Below are 14,938 nucleotides of genomic sequence, written 5' to 3'. Positions count from 1 at the left end.
GGTCTCAGCATTGCTCTGGCCACTGTACGGACGTTGCCCGTACAGTGGAGCGGGCAGACAGGTGCAAACTTCGGCAGACTCTTGCCCGAGGTCCGAAGCTTCACTGGTGCTGCGAGCATGCCACCTATCCGCCGCCTGCCCACGCCACGCATGTATCACCCAGAGGACTGACCGCTCATGGCCACGAAGGACGAGCGTCTAGAGATGCGCGTCAGCAAGACTGACCGAGAGCTCATCGAGGACGCAGCCAAGCACCTACACGAAAGCGTGTCCGACTTCACTCGCAATGCCGCACTCGATCGCGCCCAGCACGTCCTGGCCCGCGCCGAGGTCACACTCATGCCGGCGGAGCAGTTCGATGCCCTGTTCGCCTCGCTCGATGTTGCCGACGAGGCGCCTGAGCTGGCGAAGGCGTTCGCGCGGCCGAGGCGGTTCAAGCGAGGGTGACGTACCACTCAACCAGGCTTAGGGACGAGCACGACCTCGAGGCGTTCGACTGCGAAGTCGAGAGCCTCAATACGTGGTTGCGCAACGAAGCGCGCAGGGCAGAGAAGGCCTACACAGCTCGTACCCACGTCTGGACCGACGATCCGGACAGTGTCGAGGTGCGTGCTTACTTCGCGTTCGCGCCCACTGCCATCGCCCGCGACGAACTCAGCTCGGGACAGGCGGGCGGTCAATCTAGCATGGTCCCGGGCTTCCTGCTGGGCCGGCTGGCCCTCGACAAGTCCCTTCAAGGGCAGGGGTTCGGTGCGGATCTGCTTGTCGACGCCATCGGCAAGCTGGTCGGCGCCGCTGAGGTCAGTGCTGGGCGACTGATTGTTGTTGACGCGATCGACGAGAAAGCTGCTGACTTCTACCGCAAGTATCACTTCACGCCAGTCAAGCTCACGCCCAACCGGCTGGTCATGAAGATGGCTACGGCGCGAAGCGCCATGGGCGTCGGCTAGCTGATCGCCGGCGACCTCGCCGATCGTTCATCGGCGGCTTTGACGCCGCATTCGGACACATGTCCCGAGTCATGAGGCAGCTGTCTCGTGTGTGCCCGTGTCCGCCACTCTGCGGCGACGCCGTGAGCCCAGCAGTTCGTCGCGGCTGAGAGTTCCTGCTCCGTTGGGCTGTAATCCCGCGTCAAGCCTCGGGGGCTGTGGGTGGTAGCCGGTATACCGGAGACCGGCTGCGAACCTGAAGGGGAGCGATTCGCGGATGGGCTCGACTAAGTACGTTCACAAGATCTACGAGGCTGAGTTACGGACGTTGCTCCACGTCAGCGAACGACGCCTCCAGCGGCTGCGACGCAAGCGAGGACTCCCGCCCGCAGCCCACGACGGCGAGGGCTCCTACTGGCCTATCCCCGCAATACGTGACTGGATCAACGCCACCGGATACCGTGACCTTCGCGACTTGACGCTCGAGTGGTGGCCGGCGGCCACTGAGCCCGCTGCCTACCTCGGTGCTGAGCCCTTCCGTAGGCATCCCAGCGACGAGCAGCCCGCTGCGATCCTGCAACGCTGGTACACGCCGCACGGTGTGGTTGTCGTGACCTGGCAGATCGGCGAGCATCGGCTGGGGTTCGAGGAGATTGTGGAGTGGCAGCTGGGCGCGGCTGCCTATATCCGGGTCGAGCACGACTGGGACATCCGCGGCCCGGCGTTGGAAGCGATCGCAGGCCGCGATGCCATTACGCCACGGCGGCTGAGTCTGCGGTGGGAGCACCTGGCGCGAGTATTGGGGCAGCCAGCACCGTACTGGCCGAGCATCTATCGTGATCCAGCCCTGATAACCACCTGGCGCCCCGGCGCCGGCACCGCACGCCATCCCGGTATTCCTGCCGTCGATGTCACGCCGCTGCTGCGGATGGCCATCCTCTACCCCGCGGGGCACGCGGTTCAGCGGGCGATGATCCACCTCGCGCAGGTCATCGCCTCCCGCGATGCCGAGTCGGCCGACGTGCGGATCCTCGCCGAACAGCTCGCCGCCCGTCGCATCACTACCGACCAGATCACGCTGGCGGCAGACGCCGCGCCGCGGGACGTGACTGTCGAAGCAGGCGATCTGGACGAGACCGTCCGCAGGATCGGCTGGCGAGATGTGCAAGCTCGAGACGACTTGCTTGCCGAGCAGTGTATGCGTGTCCTGGCCCTGTGGGATGGCGGCAAAGACCTCGCTCACGCCCACGTCATCGAGATCTCCCGTAATACCTTCTGTGGCCAGCAGTTCCTGTTTCGCCTCGAGCCGGCGAGAAGGGTCGCGCAGTACGTCCTGCTGGACCGCGACCACACCGCCAGGACCATGATCGACCCGCTCAGTGATATCCCGGTCGCGGTGCCTGCCGACGACGAGCCCATCCTAGCCTTGGCGCTCGACCGCCTCCCGACCTCGTCGCCGCTGCGAGAGGTGATCCTTGAGGACCCGATCTGGATCCGCACCGACGACGACATCCTCTACCCGGCGCCACACGACACGGCATATGGCCTGACGTGGGGGTATAGCGGAACGGGTCCGACCACGTTGGCCATCCTCATTGCTGAACTGCTCGACGACATCAGCCACAAAGGAGCGATACCGAGCAGTGGCGCAGCGCCTGGGCTGGTTGCACTGCTCGAGAAGAAGTGGCCGCCGGGAACGGTCCTTCCCCGGGCGTATCTGGAGCGCGCGCGACGACTCTAAGGCGGCGTGCGCGCAACGGACATCCATGGGCGGGCCACGCCGTGCTGGTTAGGGCGAGTCCGGGGCGGCGCGTCGTCACGTCTTGGGTGAAAAGGCGTGGCATAATATGCGAATGATCTCTTATGGAGCCGCGCTAGCCAAGCTTCAGCCGGTGATCGAGCGCCTGTTCGATGCCTTCGACGATGCCGCTCAGGAGGCTGACGCTCACCATGTCGACAAGGGTCTACTGCGCCGTGACGACGAGCACTACTACTCTGCCGTCACTCGTCGCCTGGTGCTTCGTGATCTGAAGGCTGATGGGCTGTACCTCGCGCGTGATGAGGATGATCGGCCGCGCAACCCGATGTCGTCGATCCAGATCCCTTACAACGGTCTCGTGGTCTGGGTCTTCAAAGCGGCGAAGATCCGGGACTTCGACCCTCGGCATCAAGTGCCACTGCCTGGGCACTCCGCGCCCAAGAGGGCATTCTGGCGCCAGGAGCCGGTGCTCGGGCTAACTGGAATGCCGATGGACAACCTCTTGCTGCTCTGGTCGGAGGAGCGGGGAGAAGTCGAGCCGACCATGACGCTGGTGCGGCCGCTGGGAGGAGATCACCGCCGGGATAGCCTGACGCTCCACTGGATCGGGCCGCTTCGACGCGACATGGCTGCCCTGGCCGTGGAAGATCTTAATGAGATGCAGGCTTCGGTCGAGAACCCCATGCTAGGGGGAGAGGAAGCGGGATGAGCTTCGGGCAGCGAGTTCGACAGCTGAGGCTCATGCACAGCATGACGCAGTCCGAACTTGCTGATCGAGTACTACTCAACCAGTACAAGCTGTCACGCATCGAGAGCGGCGAGATGTCCTGCCCCGAGGAGACCCAGCAGATGCTGGCGGTCGAGCTAGGGGTCACCAGCGACTATCTCTTCCGTCCGCCGCCGAGTCCGATCGAGACCCACTCGCCACTGTTCCGCGCACGCAGCCGCGTCACCCAGCGAGACAAGTACGCCACACACGCATGGGCAAACCTGATCAACGAGGAGTACAGCCGGCTCTCCGCTCGCAACAACGCCATTCCCAGTCGGCTCACTCCCGCACCCGGCGCCGACCCCGCGGACGCAGCACACCGGACGCGCCTGGCTCTGGGCTTCAACGAAGACGAACCTCTGCCGTATCTGGTGCTCGCAGCAGAACGGGTGGGAGTCCGCGTTCTCGGTCTGCCCTTCCACGTGCCGACGATTGACGCGTTCTGCGCTTGGCATGAACAGACGCCTGTTGTTGCGATCATGAACGGGGTGTCGGCAGACCGGGTCCGCTTCACCGTCGCCCACGAACTAGGGCATCTGATCTTGCACGAGGTCGGCCAGAGTGGCAAGCGAGTCGAGGACGAGGCTGATGTGTTCGCCGCCGAGCTGCTCACTCCTCGGCACGCCCTGCTGCCGACCTTGCCGAGGCAACCGAACCTCAGCAATCTCACGATGGTGAAGACCCAGTGGGGTGTGTCGATCAAGGCCTTGGTGCGGCGTTGCCGCGAGCTCGGCGTTATCGACGCCGACCGTGCTCTCAGTCTGTACAAGCAGATGAGTAAGAAAGGCTGGAACCGCAAAGAGCCAGGGTTCGTGCCGCCAGAGAAACCCCGAGGTCTGCGAAAACTAGCCGAACTATCCTACGGCGCCGGACCCAACGTCGAGCGGATGGCCGCAGACGCCGGATGGTCCGAAGCGCTAACAGTCGACGTCCTTCGGCAGCACGCTACTGCGAGCGAGCTGCCACGCAGACCGCAGGACGCAGGGCCGCCGACGGCCAGTGCCGAGAATGTCATCTACTTGAGCGATCGTCCGGCCCGGGGCACCTCGGAGCGAGCTGAACGGCCGTCGGCGCGCCAGGTGTGACTCGCCCAGGCTTGGGAACGTAGGCGGTACCAGTCCGTCGTGACATCTATGGTCCCGCCCGGAGCGAGATGCGTCACGCTCTGCGGTACGTCACCAGCATGTAGCAGCCCCCGTCGGCACAATAGCCGCCGGTCACTCGACTGGCGACCCTTTCCCGTGTTCGCATCCGAGACCGACCGAGCCGGCAGACGGCGCCGCTCCGGCCCGCGTAGTCATGTCGCATCACTGCGTCGCACGCGTCTCTCCCCTGCACCCGGTCCTGTGCAGATAACGGACCGTACCCGAGCGATACCATACTGTGGCCGGTCGATGCGCATCTCGGCGGTTCTTGTCCATAGGACAGTCAGTCAGGTTCCGCAGGGAGGAGCGCTGGTGCGCCTGCAGTCGTGAAACTTCATCGCAAACGAGATGGTTATGTCGGCGCGGCTGCGCGGCTGCGGGGTTGAAAGGTTGAATCCCGCAGTTGACCTAATATTGGTTCTTGACGAAGATATCTTATGCGAATATCGGAAAGCCTGTGCAGTCTGCCGACCTCAGGCGGCGTCATCTGGCCAGAAAAGCAGCTGCTGTAGGGGGTAACAGGAAATGGGTAGGAGTGACACCGGTCGGGACCATCCCTTGCGGTTGGGCATTCGCCAACCGTCGTCGATGCGTGGGATGAAGAAGCGCAATACTCGCGCACCTAAGGATCGGTCGATCAAGCTTGCCGCCTGGGTAACTGGAATAATTTCACTCATTTCAGCGCTGCTTGGTTCGTTTGTAGGGGCCAGTATTGCCGCAGATTCAAGCTTGCAGTTACAGCTCGATCAGTTTAAGGAGCAGAGGCTTGATGAGTCGCGCAAAGTTCGAGGAGAAGCGTATCAAAAGTTTCTAGATGCCGCAGACGGAGCTGAGCGTGGAACAGAGGAAATTCTCGAATGCATGCTTCGCTTAGACCTAACGCGCAGAACTATGAAAGCTGAATGCAAGAAGGATATTGATGCCACGCAGGAGGCGGTAGAAGTAGTTTATCGAAGCCGTGACGCTATTGCTGTCAATGGGAGCGGTGAAGCTATTAAGCTTAGCTATGAGATACTTTACAGTGTTGCAGAGGAAGACGTAAAGGGCTTCAATTTCGTGCGTCCGTATATTCTCGACCTTGAAGGCGACGGGCCAATCGATTTGCCGTACTATGGCCTGCGTGAAAAGTTTCAGCATCAGATGTGTGTTGAAATAAACCCACTACCCGGTCCGTGTTGAGTGTGTGACGCATAATGGCACTCGTGTGTCACTGCCGAAAGCTGCCCAGGCCAGGCAGGACTGGTAGTGGATGCCATTGTGGCATCGAGGAGGCCGGAGCTGGCGCGGTGCGGTCGCCGCAGGCGTTCTCGACCCGGACGGTTTCGAATTTGAGACACCTACTCTAGAGAGTGGGTGACTGTGCGGTCCAGGGCCTCTACCAGCAACTTTACCCACAAGGTTCGCCTTTGTGACCCCAGAAGTCACACAGTTGGACGTAGTTTCGGGTCACGAAACGGGTCATGTCGAGAGGGCCCAAATGTGGTGCGCGCCACAAGTTGAGCCAGTGTGTCGGGGGAGGTGCATAGCTGGAGGATGGACACTGGGTCAGCATCGCACGCTGCAGATGAGCAAGGATGCGGCGTGAATCGACCAGTCGGCTGATTGCGGTGACGGGAGTTGGCCCGTCCGCAGGTAGCGCTGGGGCAGTCAATGTGGGAGCCGACGGACGCCACGATTGTGCTGTTCGTCCGTCTGTCTAGACGGTGAGTCAGCGGCTGACAGGTCCACTGGGCCACGCAGAGCGAGTTCGTTCCCTGGAACCCGTTGATGTGCGCCCGCCACCAGAGGACGGCCGAGGAACGATGTTGACGCGCTCACTCTTCGCGGAACGTCGAGAACATCGAATCAGTCCGTTGATGATGATCCACCGGAGCCGAAGTCGGCGGCAATTGCGCGGGCGAGACGCTGCGGGGTTCCGGTTCCCGGTCAAAGTACTCCCGGGCCCCGACGGGCGGGAGTGGCATGAGCGGGCGGACGGTCACCGCGTTGCGGCGGCTGCCGATCACGCTCACGCCGGTGACCCGCGAGACGATCCGCTCCTTCTTGCGACGGCTGGCCACGGTCAACCACCTCGACGAGGAGGACCTGGCCGACACCGTCGCGGTCGAGCGCTGGACGTCCGTGGCGGTGGCCAAGCGCCGCTTCGACGTCGGAAACCTCGCCGCGGTCGCCGGGCACAGCATCGAGACGCTCACCCGGGCCCTGCCCGAGCTTGCCGAGCCGCAGAAGAAGTTCTCCGAGCATCGGGTGATCCAGGCCTGCCCGCGCTGCGGCCGCCGGCACCGCGGCGGCACCGTGCTGATCCACCCAGTCCCGCATCAGCACGTCTGCGTTCGGCACAGCATCTGGCTCGGCACGCTCGGCCCCGACTCCTCCAGCTGGATCCAGCACCCCGGCCCGATCGACGTCAGCCCACTCCCGGAGATCCGCGCCGCCCAGCGTCGTCATCACCGCCTCGTCCGCCGGCACGGCGCCGCTGCCGCGAAGTCGGCCGTCAGCACGGCCGCCGACACCTGGGAACGCTCCAACAACAGCGACGGCCTCGGGCTGACGCAGTGGGAACGCATCCGCGTCCTGCGACCCGGCACCACCAGCATCTCCCAGCACGACCCACTGGCCTTCGCTGTCTGCTACCCCGAGATCATCATGATGGCCGGCGTGCTGGCCTCGCCCTACTGGCAGGCCGTCGCCGCCGAACCGTTCGCCGATCGCGCGGCCTTCACCGAGATCAACCGCCGGCTGCGGGAGGGCGGCGAGCGGTTCGGCAACGTCTGGCCGACCAAGCGCCACCCGCTGACCTACTGGGCCGAAGGCCTGCGGCTGGACAGGCAGCGGCGCGACTACGCGCAGAACCCGCCGAGCTGGCCGCGAGCATCGGCCGCCCGCACCGGAAGCGCGGTCGCGCTATGACTCGTCGCGCTTCGCCGCCGCCCGCCCGCCGAGATACGGCTTCTTGTCCGGCCAATGCGGCTTCAACGCCGCGAGAAACCGCTCCGGGTCCTTCACCAGCGCGGTCAGACAGGCCACCACGAACGCGCGCATCTCCAGCTTGCGGCCGGACAGCACCGCCTGGGCGTCGTCCTTCAGATCCTTCGGCGGCCGGACGGTCAACGCCGGATCGCGGTGCTTGCTGGGCATGGCGACCATCCTCGCACGGTGGCTTGCCACCAAACACCGCGATGGGCGATCTTTGGTGGCAAGCCACCAAAGATCCGGAGGACGCCGTGAACGCCAACACCACCGCGACCAGCGACGCGCGAACCATCGAGCTGGACTTCCGCGCCAACGCGCCGCGGCAGCTCGACCACATCGAGATCATCGAGATCACCCGGTTCGACGGAGGCAACCGCCGGCGCTACGCCGCGGCTGCGGCGCTGACCCGGACCGACGGCGTCTACAGCACCCACACCCTCGTCTTCCAGGACGACCGGAACCGCTACGTCGTCCGCGACGGCCACTACGACATCCCCACCCGCGCTGAGGCCGAAGCCGACGCCCGCGTCCGCCCGCTCGTCTGATCGCACGCTGAATCGGAGAACAACGTGACCGAGAACGGCTTGGATGACCACGCGACGGCCAGCCCCACGGCGCCCGCCCGGCCCACGGTGACGTTCCGCTGCGGGGAATGTTGCGGCCCGCTCGGTCACGATCCCGACCTGCAGGACCAGCTGATCTGCCAGAACGCTCAGTGCTCCGCGGCCGGGATGCCGGTCGCGGTCTGGCGTGCCCAGCGGGCGCGGGTCCGGCGTGGCGAAGATGTCCCGGCGCCGGGGGCCGGTTGGCCGCGCCCGGTTCTCGATGGCCGGGCCCACCCGTGGGTGACGCCAGTGTCGAACGGGACGCCGTGGTGGACCCTGCTCGACGGCGCTCGTCAGGCTCGTGCGCAGGACGCGTGGCTGTGCCAGATGTGCGGCCAGCCGCTCGACGCGATCGCCCTGGTCGTGCTGCGCGAGAAGAAGGTGCTCTCCGACGCCGGGCTGCACCCACGCTGCCTGCACCTGGCCGCGGTGGTCTGCCCGCACCTGGCCGCATCCGGAGCCCGCTACGCGGTGGCCGAGGTGACCCGCAGCGACCTGCGCGCCGACGGCCGGCCCCTGCCACCGATTCGCCCCGATGCCGCAGAAGACGACGGGCACCTGTGGACCCCGGCCTGGACGCTGACCCATCCCGCCGCGTCACGGGTTTCCCCGCTCTGCCAGCACCAGGCGACCAGTCGCCCGTCGGCTTGCCATTGATCCGCGGCGCGACTTCCACCAGCACCACATTCGATGAGACACAGCAACCGAGGTGATCGCAGTGAATCTGATTCCACGCACGTCAGAAGGACAGCCTGGCAGGGCCGTGGGTTTCGAGGTTGGGTTCGTGGACGAGCAGGGCGGGACAAGCAGCGACGCGAGCGCGCCGCTGAAGGCTCGCCGCAGTGGCCTACGGACGCCAGCCGCTCACGCTGGAATCAGCGCCGGGCTTATGACATCTCGTCGAACTTCGGGCAGGCCCACGAACGCGACCACCTGCAACGGGAGCAGCGAAGCACACGCCCGGCACCGACGGCGCGTCGACGGGCAAACCGGTGCCTCCGCGGGTCTCCGAGATGCTCACGAGAGGTCCAGTGCGACGGAATCGCCTGGGTCGCCGAGGTCGTTGAGTTGCCGTTGGACGCGTTCGGCGTCCGCAGTGCGGCCCTGTTCCTGGTACAGCTGCAGCGCCTCCCGCCACACCGTGCGGGCCTGCTCGTGCCGGCCGAGGGCGGCGTGGGGATGGCCCATGTGGTCAAGGGTGTCCGCGACCTGGTAGGCGTGGCCGAGGCCGCGGCGCAGGGTGAGGGCGTGGTGGTAGTGGTCGAGGGCCTGGTGGTGGTCGCCGGTGTGGTGGGCGATGTAGCCCAGGCTGTCCAGGGTGTCCGCCTCGCCCTCGGGGTTGTGGTGGTGTCGGTGCAGGGTGAGGGCGGCCTGGCAGTGCTCGCGGGCGGTGTCGAACCGGCCCAGGCGCGCGGCGAACCAGCCAACTGCGTTGAGCGCGTCGGCTTCCCGCACCGGCTGGTCGAGGGCGCGGGAGAGGTCGAGGGCGCGGTGGGAGTGCTCCAGGGCCTGCCGGTCGTCCCCCCGTAGTCCCCAGGCGAGCGCGAGTACCCGGTGGGTGCGGGCCTGTTCGGTGGGGTCGCGGTGGCGCACGGCCAGGTCCAGGGCCTGCTCTAGGTGGGTGGTGGCCTGTTCGTGCAGGCCCAGCAGGGAGCAGGCACGGCCGAGGAGCCGGTGGCTGCGGCCGCGGGTGGCGGGGTCGGACAGGTGGTCGGCGGCCTCCAGTGCGGCCTGCCACGTGGTGACCTCGTCGTGCCGGTGTCCCCGTCGGACGTGGAAGGTGGTCAGGTTCCAGGCCAGGTGCCAGACGGTGTGGTGGCGGCCGAGGGTGGCGGCGGTGCGCTGGGTGGCCAGCAGCGTGGCGTGCTCGGCGTCCATCCAGGCCAGTGCCGCGTCGGTGTCGGGCAGCGGCTGCGGATACACGCCGGGCGCGGGCGGCCCGGGCCGCACGAGCGCGCGATGGGGGTCCAGGAGACGGTCGGCGGCGTGGGCGGTGTGCAGGTGGAAGTCCCCCACCCGGGTCACGGCCGCTTCCCGCACCTCCTCGGGCAGGGTGGTGTGGGCGGTGTCCGTGGCGTAGCGGCGGACCAGGTCGTGCATCGCGTAGCGGCCGCCCGGCCGCCGTTCCAGCAGCGAGGTGTTCTCCAGCCCGTTCAGCGTCTTGCGGGCGAGGTGGGCGGGCAGGCCGGTGAGGGCGGCGGTGGCGGGCGGGGTGGTGTCGGGACCGGGGGCGATGCCCAGCAGCGCGAACACGGTGCGCTGGGTGTCGGTGAGGTAGCGCAGGGACCAGGACAGCACGGTGGGCAGGCTGGCGGCCGGGTCGGTGTCGTGGTCGAGCGCCTCCAGGCCGAGGTCGCGCAGTTCGGCGGCGGCCTCGGCCAACGCGACGCCGGGGCGGGTGTCGGCGGTGCGCGCGGTGATCGCCAGGGCCAGCGGGTGGCCCCCGCACAGCCCGATCAGCTCGTCCACCGCCTCGGGTTCGGCGGCGACGCGGTCGGCGCCCAGGCGGGCGGCCAGCAGGCCGCGAGCCTCCTCGGGGGGCAGGACGTCCAGGGGCAGGTGGCGGGCGCCGTGCCGGTCGATCAGCGAGGCCAGCCGGTGCCGGCCGGTGACCAGCACCGTGCAGGACGGCGAGCCGGGCAGCAGCGGGGCGACCTGGTCGCTGGTGGCGGCGTTGTCCAGCACGATGAGCATCCGCCGCCCGGCCACCAGGCTGCGGTAGAGCGCGGCCTGGGCGTCGAGGTCGGTGGGGATGCGGTTCACCTCGACGCCCAGGGCGTCGAGGAACCCGCGCACCGCCACCGCCGGGTCCATTAGGTCGCCAGCGGGGCTGAAGCCGTGCAGGTCGACGAACAGCTGCCCGTCGGGAAACCGCTCCAGATGCCGATATGCCCACGCCAGGGCGAGCCAGGTCTTGCCGATGCCCCCGGTGCCGCCGATCGCGGAGATCATCGCTGTCGCGCCGCCACCCGGACCGGCTCCGGGCGAGGAGCCCTCAGCCGCGTTGAGGGCGCGGTCGAGCTCTGCCAGCTGGTCGGCACGGCCGACGAACCGCGCCGGCGCCGCGAGCAGTTGTTGCGGGATCGCGCCGGCCGCCGGGTTCGGCGGTGTGGTGTGGCGGGCGAGAAGTTCGAAGGCGAACGCGGCGGCGTGGCTGGATGCGGTGGGCTGCCAGTGTGCGTCGGCGGTTTCGGTTTTGCCCGAGAGCAGGTCGGAGATGCCGCGCACGACCAGGGCTTGGACGGTGTCGTTGACGTAGGCGCCGTGCAGGAAGCCGTAGCCCTCCATTTCGACCGCGGCGGCGTCGCCGCAGTAGGTGGCCAGGTAGCGGGCGGTGGCGGCGTTGTGGTCGGCGATCACTTTGCTGCCCGCGGCGATCGGCTTGATCACCGCCTTCGGCGCCGGGTGTGGGGTGGCAGGCAGGATGCGGTGCTGCCAGGCGTCGTCCCGGGCCAGGGCTTTCGCGCGTGCGATCAGCCGGTGGGCCGGGGCTTTGGTCTTGATGCGGGGCAGGAATTCGCTGGCGGTGTCCTTTCCGGACTCGTAGTCGTAGATCTCGTCGGCGACCACGACGTCTCCGGGCTTGACGTCTTTGCGGCCGCCGGCGACGCCGACGAACAGCACGATCTGCGGGTGGAACACCGAGATCGCGCGTTCGAGTTCGATCCCGGCCTGGGTGTTGCCGGCGCCGGTCTGGGCGAGTGCGACGACCCAGCGTCCGTGGCCGGTGCGGAAGGTGCCGACCTGGTAGAGGGTGCCGTTCTTCTCGCGTTCGTCGAAGGGGCCGTCCAGGTGCTCGCGGACTGCGCGGTACTCGACGTCCAGGGCGGTGCAGATCACCGCGGTGCCCAGCACGGTGTCGTTGCTGGTGGTCATGGCATCCTCCGCGTGCTCGTGCCGGTGGTTGAGCGATTGCGCAGTGCTGGTGTCGGGTTACGGGGTTCTCGGGTGACGTTCGCGTAGCAGGGCGGGATGCAGCCGGGTGGCCGGTCCGGCGCGGAACAGCGCGGCCGGGCGGCCGCCGTCGGTGGCGGTCTTGCTGCCGGTTGGGATGAGGAAGTCCTCGGCGCGGGTGACCTTGCGGTGGAAGTTCGAGGGATCCAGCCTGGTGCCCCAGATGACCTCGTAGACGGAGCGGAGCTCGGCGATGGTGAACTCCGGCGGGCAGAACGTGGTGGCCACGGTCGTGTCGGAGAGGGTGTCGCGGGCGTGCTCGACGGCGTCGGTGAGCATCTGGTGGTGATCGAACGCCAGCTCGTCCGGCTGGGCCAGCAACTCCTCGGCGGGTCGCCAGGTCGCGGTCGCGGCTCCGCCGCCGGCGGCGGGCAGGGGAAGGTCGGGCAGCAGCGCGACGTAGAGGACGGACACGATCCGGCCGCGGGGATCGCGGTCGGGGTCGCTGTAGGCGTGCAGCTGGCGGACGTGCAGGTGCGTGACATCGAGGCCGGTCTCCTGGGTCAGCTTGCGGTGAGCGGCATCGTCCAGCGTCTCCCCGGCCAGCAGGAAACCACCCGGAAGAGCGGCCACGCCCTGGTGAGGTGGGGTGGCGCGCTCGATGACCAAGGCCTGCAGTGTCTGCTCGCGGACCGTGAGAATCGCCAGGTCGACCGCGACCGCGCACTGGGACAGCTCCTGGATCCTCATGGCCAACACCCTACCTTCTTGTCCCATTGACCAGAAGGGGTTTCGGCGTTACCGTTCGAGGGACAGCAAGGAATTGTCAATATGACCAAAAGTGGTCACTCTGCGATGGCAGCGCTGCCGAACAGGCCAGCGCCACAAGCAGGCCACCTCTAGCGGGAGGACGGACGGATGAAGGTCCTGTGCTCGGTACGCACCTTGTTCCTGCTCACGATCTGGGCAGGCGGAATCGGCATGATCCTCGGCGTAATCCTGATCCAGTCGGTAACGCCGTCCCTTCACCGAGCGAGCACCGCCGCGTACGTCGACGACGCACCTCGGGCCGAGGAGATCAGCGCCTACGCTTCTGTCGGGATCACATTTACTGAGACAAACGAGGAGCAGCGAACTCAATGAGACTGATGCCGTGCAGGTCAGAGGACGCAGTCCCGCATCAACCTCGGCGAGACAGGACAGGGGCGATGTAACGGAGGTCGATCCCACCATCGCGGCCAGGGGCGAACACTTCGAGCGGGCGACCGAGGACGATCTCGAAGAGGTCCCTGCAGAGCTCCTCGAAGTCGAAGTCGGTCAAGCGGCCGAGGTCGTACCCATCCACTCCCAGAGCCTACCTGTCCGGGGCGGCGGTACCCGGGGCTTTCAGCGGCAGCATCGGCCACGAAGGTCTCGGTGATCGCGGTCCAGGTCTGCGAGCGAGCAGGCGGCCACCTCCCCCGAAGGCTTCGCGCTGAACCACCTGCGCGGACGGTTCTGCAGGGCGGCTACAGCGCACCCTGCAGGAGCGCGCGGCGCTGTGCGCCAGACGGGTGCTGGTGATCGAGCAGACCGGCAAACTGGTCGCCGCTGTGCACAGGTCGGCGGCGGAGATCCGCGCGACCGCCTACCGCATCGTGCGGGAAAGCTCGTGCGAGCGGGCCATCCGCTACGCACGTTCTATCCACCAGCAGAACGGCTCGGCGGATGACCTGCCGGAGCCGGTGCTGGACTTCTCCGCACTGGAGCAGGCGCTGGTCCAGTTGACGCTGAACACCGAACCGGCCACGACGGCGCCGGAGGAACCGCCAGCGACCGGCCCAGCGGCGATGGCGGCCTGACGGGCCCCGCGGATCCTGGGCCGATGGGGGTCCGCGGGGAGCAGCGACCGCGCTCCAGCAATCGGCCATGGTTGGGTCCGAACGGGTGAACAAGCCGACGAGCTGTGACATCGACGTCGCGTTCGACGACCTTTACTCCGTAAATCGATGGACGTCTTTCCGTCCGATTACCCTGCAGGCGAGATCGGAGCGAACTGTGGTTGACGCGGAAAAGCTGAGTGAAATCGTCAAATTGGCTCCGGTTCACTTCGACCAAGGTCAGGCCGACCTGAATGGCATCGGCCAGGCGCTGACCGCCGAAAAACTCGACGTGAGCGAAGTGTTGGCGGCGAGCTGGTGTACCTTCGGGACGGCGAACATCGAGGCGCTGGTCGACGCGCCGACGATCGCTTTCGTGCATTCCCGGGGAATCTTAGCCACGACGGGGAAGCGGAAGATGCTTGGCGGAAAGCTCAAGTACTCCACCGTCGATTTTACGTCCTGCCGGGGCTACGGTCCGACCGAGCACGAGGATCCGCGGCGGCTCGGCAAGTTCTGCATCGAGTTCGCCGGCCCCGGAAACATCCTGCTCGGCCGGCTGCAGTGGACCTGGCGAGCGAAGCGGTTCGGCGACTCTCGGCAGCAGATCATGGCAGTCGCCGAGGAGCGGGACCGCATCCTGCAACTGGTCACCACTCTGCTGGGCTGAGACGGCGGGACTGATGAGGATCACACCGCCCGGCCCTGGGATCGGTAGCCGGTATCCGCGCCGGCGAGCTCCCGGCGCGACCTTGAACGACTTGCGGTTCCTGAACCCCACTGCGACCTCCACGTGATGGGTCACGACATGTGACGTAGGCCACACGTTTCTCGGGAGTGTCGGAGAGGGTGCGAGGTGTGCGGTGGCCGCGCCGACGATGGTGTCATGTTCCTGGCAGTGCGCGCCGACTCGCGCTCGCACGCCCTGCCGTCCTTCTGGCGTCGCTGCGGGCTTGATCGAGGCTGGCCTGCGCGGGCCGCAGGCGCACTGAGTCCGCGATGAGG

General features: G+C 66.9%; 15 protein-coding genes. 12 read left to right on the top strand and 3 right to left on the bottom strand.

Features of this window, described 5'->3' with window-relative positions:
* Positions 1–177: 177 nt before the first annotated feature.
* The 7 genes from QRY02_RS32160 to QRY02_RS32130 all read left to right on the top strand — a co-directional run bounded on the left by QRY02_RS32160 (position 178) and on the right by QRY02_RS32130 (position 7,512).
* Entirely contained in the window at positions 178–447 is a 270-nt protein-coding gene (locus tag QRY02_RS32160; protein WP_285986569.1) for a type II toxin-antitoxin system TacA family antitoxin, read from the top strand.
* A gap of 77 nt (positions 448–524) precedes the next feature.
* Positions 525–950, top strand: coding sequence for a GNAT family N-acetyltransferase (locus QRY02_RS32155; protein ID WP_285986568.1), 426 nt, complete (start codon positions 525–527; stop codon positions 948–950).
* A gap of 454 nt (positions 951–1,404) precedes the next feature.
* A complete protein-coding gene (locus tag QRY02_RS32150; RefSeq protein WP_285986567.1) occupies positions 1,405–2,670 on the top strand; it encodes a hypothetical protein in 1,266 nt (421 codons plus the stop codon).
* A gap of 151 nt (positions 2,671–2,821) precedes the next feature.
* The gene (locus QRY02_RS32145) at positions 2,822–3,397 is read left to right on the top strand and encodes a hypothetical protein (protein WP_285986566.1); all 576 of its coding nucleotides are present in this window, start codon (positions 2,822–2,824) and stop codon (positions 3,395–3,397) included.
* A gap of 41 nt (positions 3,398–3,438) precedes the next feature.
* Positions 3,439–4,542 (top strand): ImmA/IrrE family metallo-endopeptidase, encoded by a 1,104-nt coding sequence (locus QRY02_RS32140; RefSeq protein WP_353068008.1) that lies wholly within the window; start codon positions 3,439–3,441, stop codon positions 4,540–4,542.
* A 657-nt stretch (positions 4,543–5,199) separates the two neighbouring features.
* Positions 5,200–5,781 carry a hypothetical protein gene (locus QRY02_RS32135; protein WP_285986564.1) on the top strand — a complete coding sequence of 194 codons (582 nt, stop codon included), beginning with the start codon at positions 5,200–5,202 and terminating at the stop codon, positions 5,779–5,781.
* Positions 5,782–6,564: 783 nt separating this feature from the next.
* Positions 6,565–7,512, top strand: coding sequence for a TniQ family protein (locus QRY02_RS32130; protein WP_285986563.1), 948 nt, complete (start codon positions 6,565–6,567; stop codon positions 7,510–7,512).
* Here QRY02_RS32130 and QRY02_RS32125 read toward each other — a convergent pair.
* Positions 7,507–7,740 carry a hypothetical protein gene (locus tag QRY02_RS32125; RefSeq protein WP_285986562.1) on the bottom strand — a complete coding sequence of 78 codons (234 nt, stop codon included), beginning with the start codon at positions 7,738–7,740 and terminating at the stop codon, positions 7,507–7,509. The two genes, QRY02_RS32130 and QRY02_RS32125, sit on opposite strands and share 6 nt — an antisense overlap.
* An 86-nt stretch (positions 7,741–7,826) precedes the next feature.
* Here QRY02_RS32125 and QRY02_RS32120 point away from each other — a divergent pair, with 86 nt between their 5' ends.
* Both QRY02_RS32120 and QRY02_RS32115 read left to right on the top strand, forming a co-directional pair.
* Complete coding sequence (locus QRY02_RS32120) at positions 7,827–8,120, top strand: hypothetical protein (RefSeq protein ID WP_285986561.1); 294 nt, start codon at positions 7,827–7,829, stop codon at positions 8,118–8,120.
* 24 nt (positions 8,121–8,144) lie between these two features.
* Positions 8,145–8,837, top strand: coding sequence for a hypothetical protein (locus tag QRY02_RS32115; RefSeq protein ID WP_285986560.1), 693 nt, complete (start codon positions 8,145–8,147; stop codon positions 8,835–8,837).
* Positions 8,838–9,197: 360 nt separating this feature from the next.
* Here the strand turns inward: QRY02_RS32115 and QRY02_RS32110 are convergent, their stop codons facing one another.
* The gene (locus QRY02_RS32110) at positions 9,198–12,056 is read right to left on the bottom strand and encodes a phosphorylase family protein (protein WP_285986559.1); all 2,859 of its coding nucleotides are present in this window, start codon (positions 12,054–12,056) and stop codon (positions 9,198–9,200) included.
* Positions 12,057–12,113: 57 nt separating this feature from the next.
* The gene (locus tag QRY02_RS32105) at positions 12,114–12,824 is read right to left on the bottom strand and encodes an NUDIX hydrolase (RefSeq protein ID WP_285986558.1); all 711 of its coding nucleotides are present in this window, start codon (positions 12,822–12,824) and stop codon (positions 12,114–12,116) included.
* A 168-nt stretch (positions 12,825–12,992) separates the two neighbouring features.
* Here QRY02_RS32105 and QRY02_RS32100 point away from each other — a divergent pair, with 168 nt between their 5' ends.
* The 3 genes from QRY02_RS32100 (at position 12,993) to QRY02_RS32090 (ending at position 14,603) form a co-directional block, all read left to right on the top strand.
* Positions 12,993–13,217 (top strand): hypothetical protein, encoded by a 225-nt coding sequence (locus QRY02_RS32100; protein ID WP_285986557.1) that lies wholly within the window; start codon positions 12,993–12,995, stop codon positions 13,215–13,217.
* 416 nt (positions 13,218–13,633) lie between these two features.
* Entirely contained in the window at positions 13,634–13,915 is a 282-nt protein-coding gene (locus tag QRY02_RS32095) for a hypothetical protein (protein ID WP_285986556.1), read from the top strand.
* Between the two features lie 85 nt (positions 13,916–14,000).
* Complete coding sequence (locus QRY02_RS32090; protein WP_285986555.1) at positions 14,001–14,603, top strand: hypothetical protein; 603 nt, start codon at positions 14,001–14,003, stop codon at positions 14,601–14,603.
* The last annotated feature ends 335 nt before the right edge of the window (positions 14,604–14,938 follow it).

This window comes from Amycolatopsis sp. DG1A-15b (assembly GCF_030285645.1).
GTDB lineage: Bacteria > Actinomycetota > Actinomycetes > Mycobacteriales > Pseudonocardiaceae > Amycolatopsis.
The sequence above is the reverse complement of the archived record's forward strand: the minus strand, read 5'-3'. Positions and strand labels throughout refer to the sequence as shown.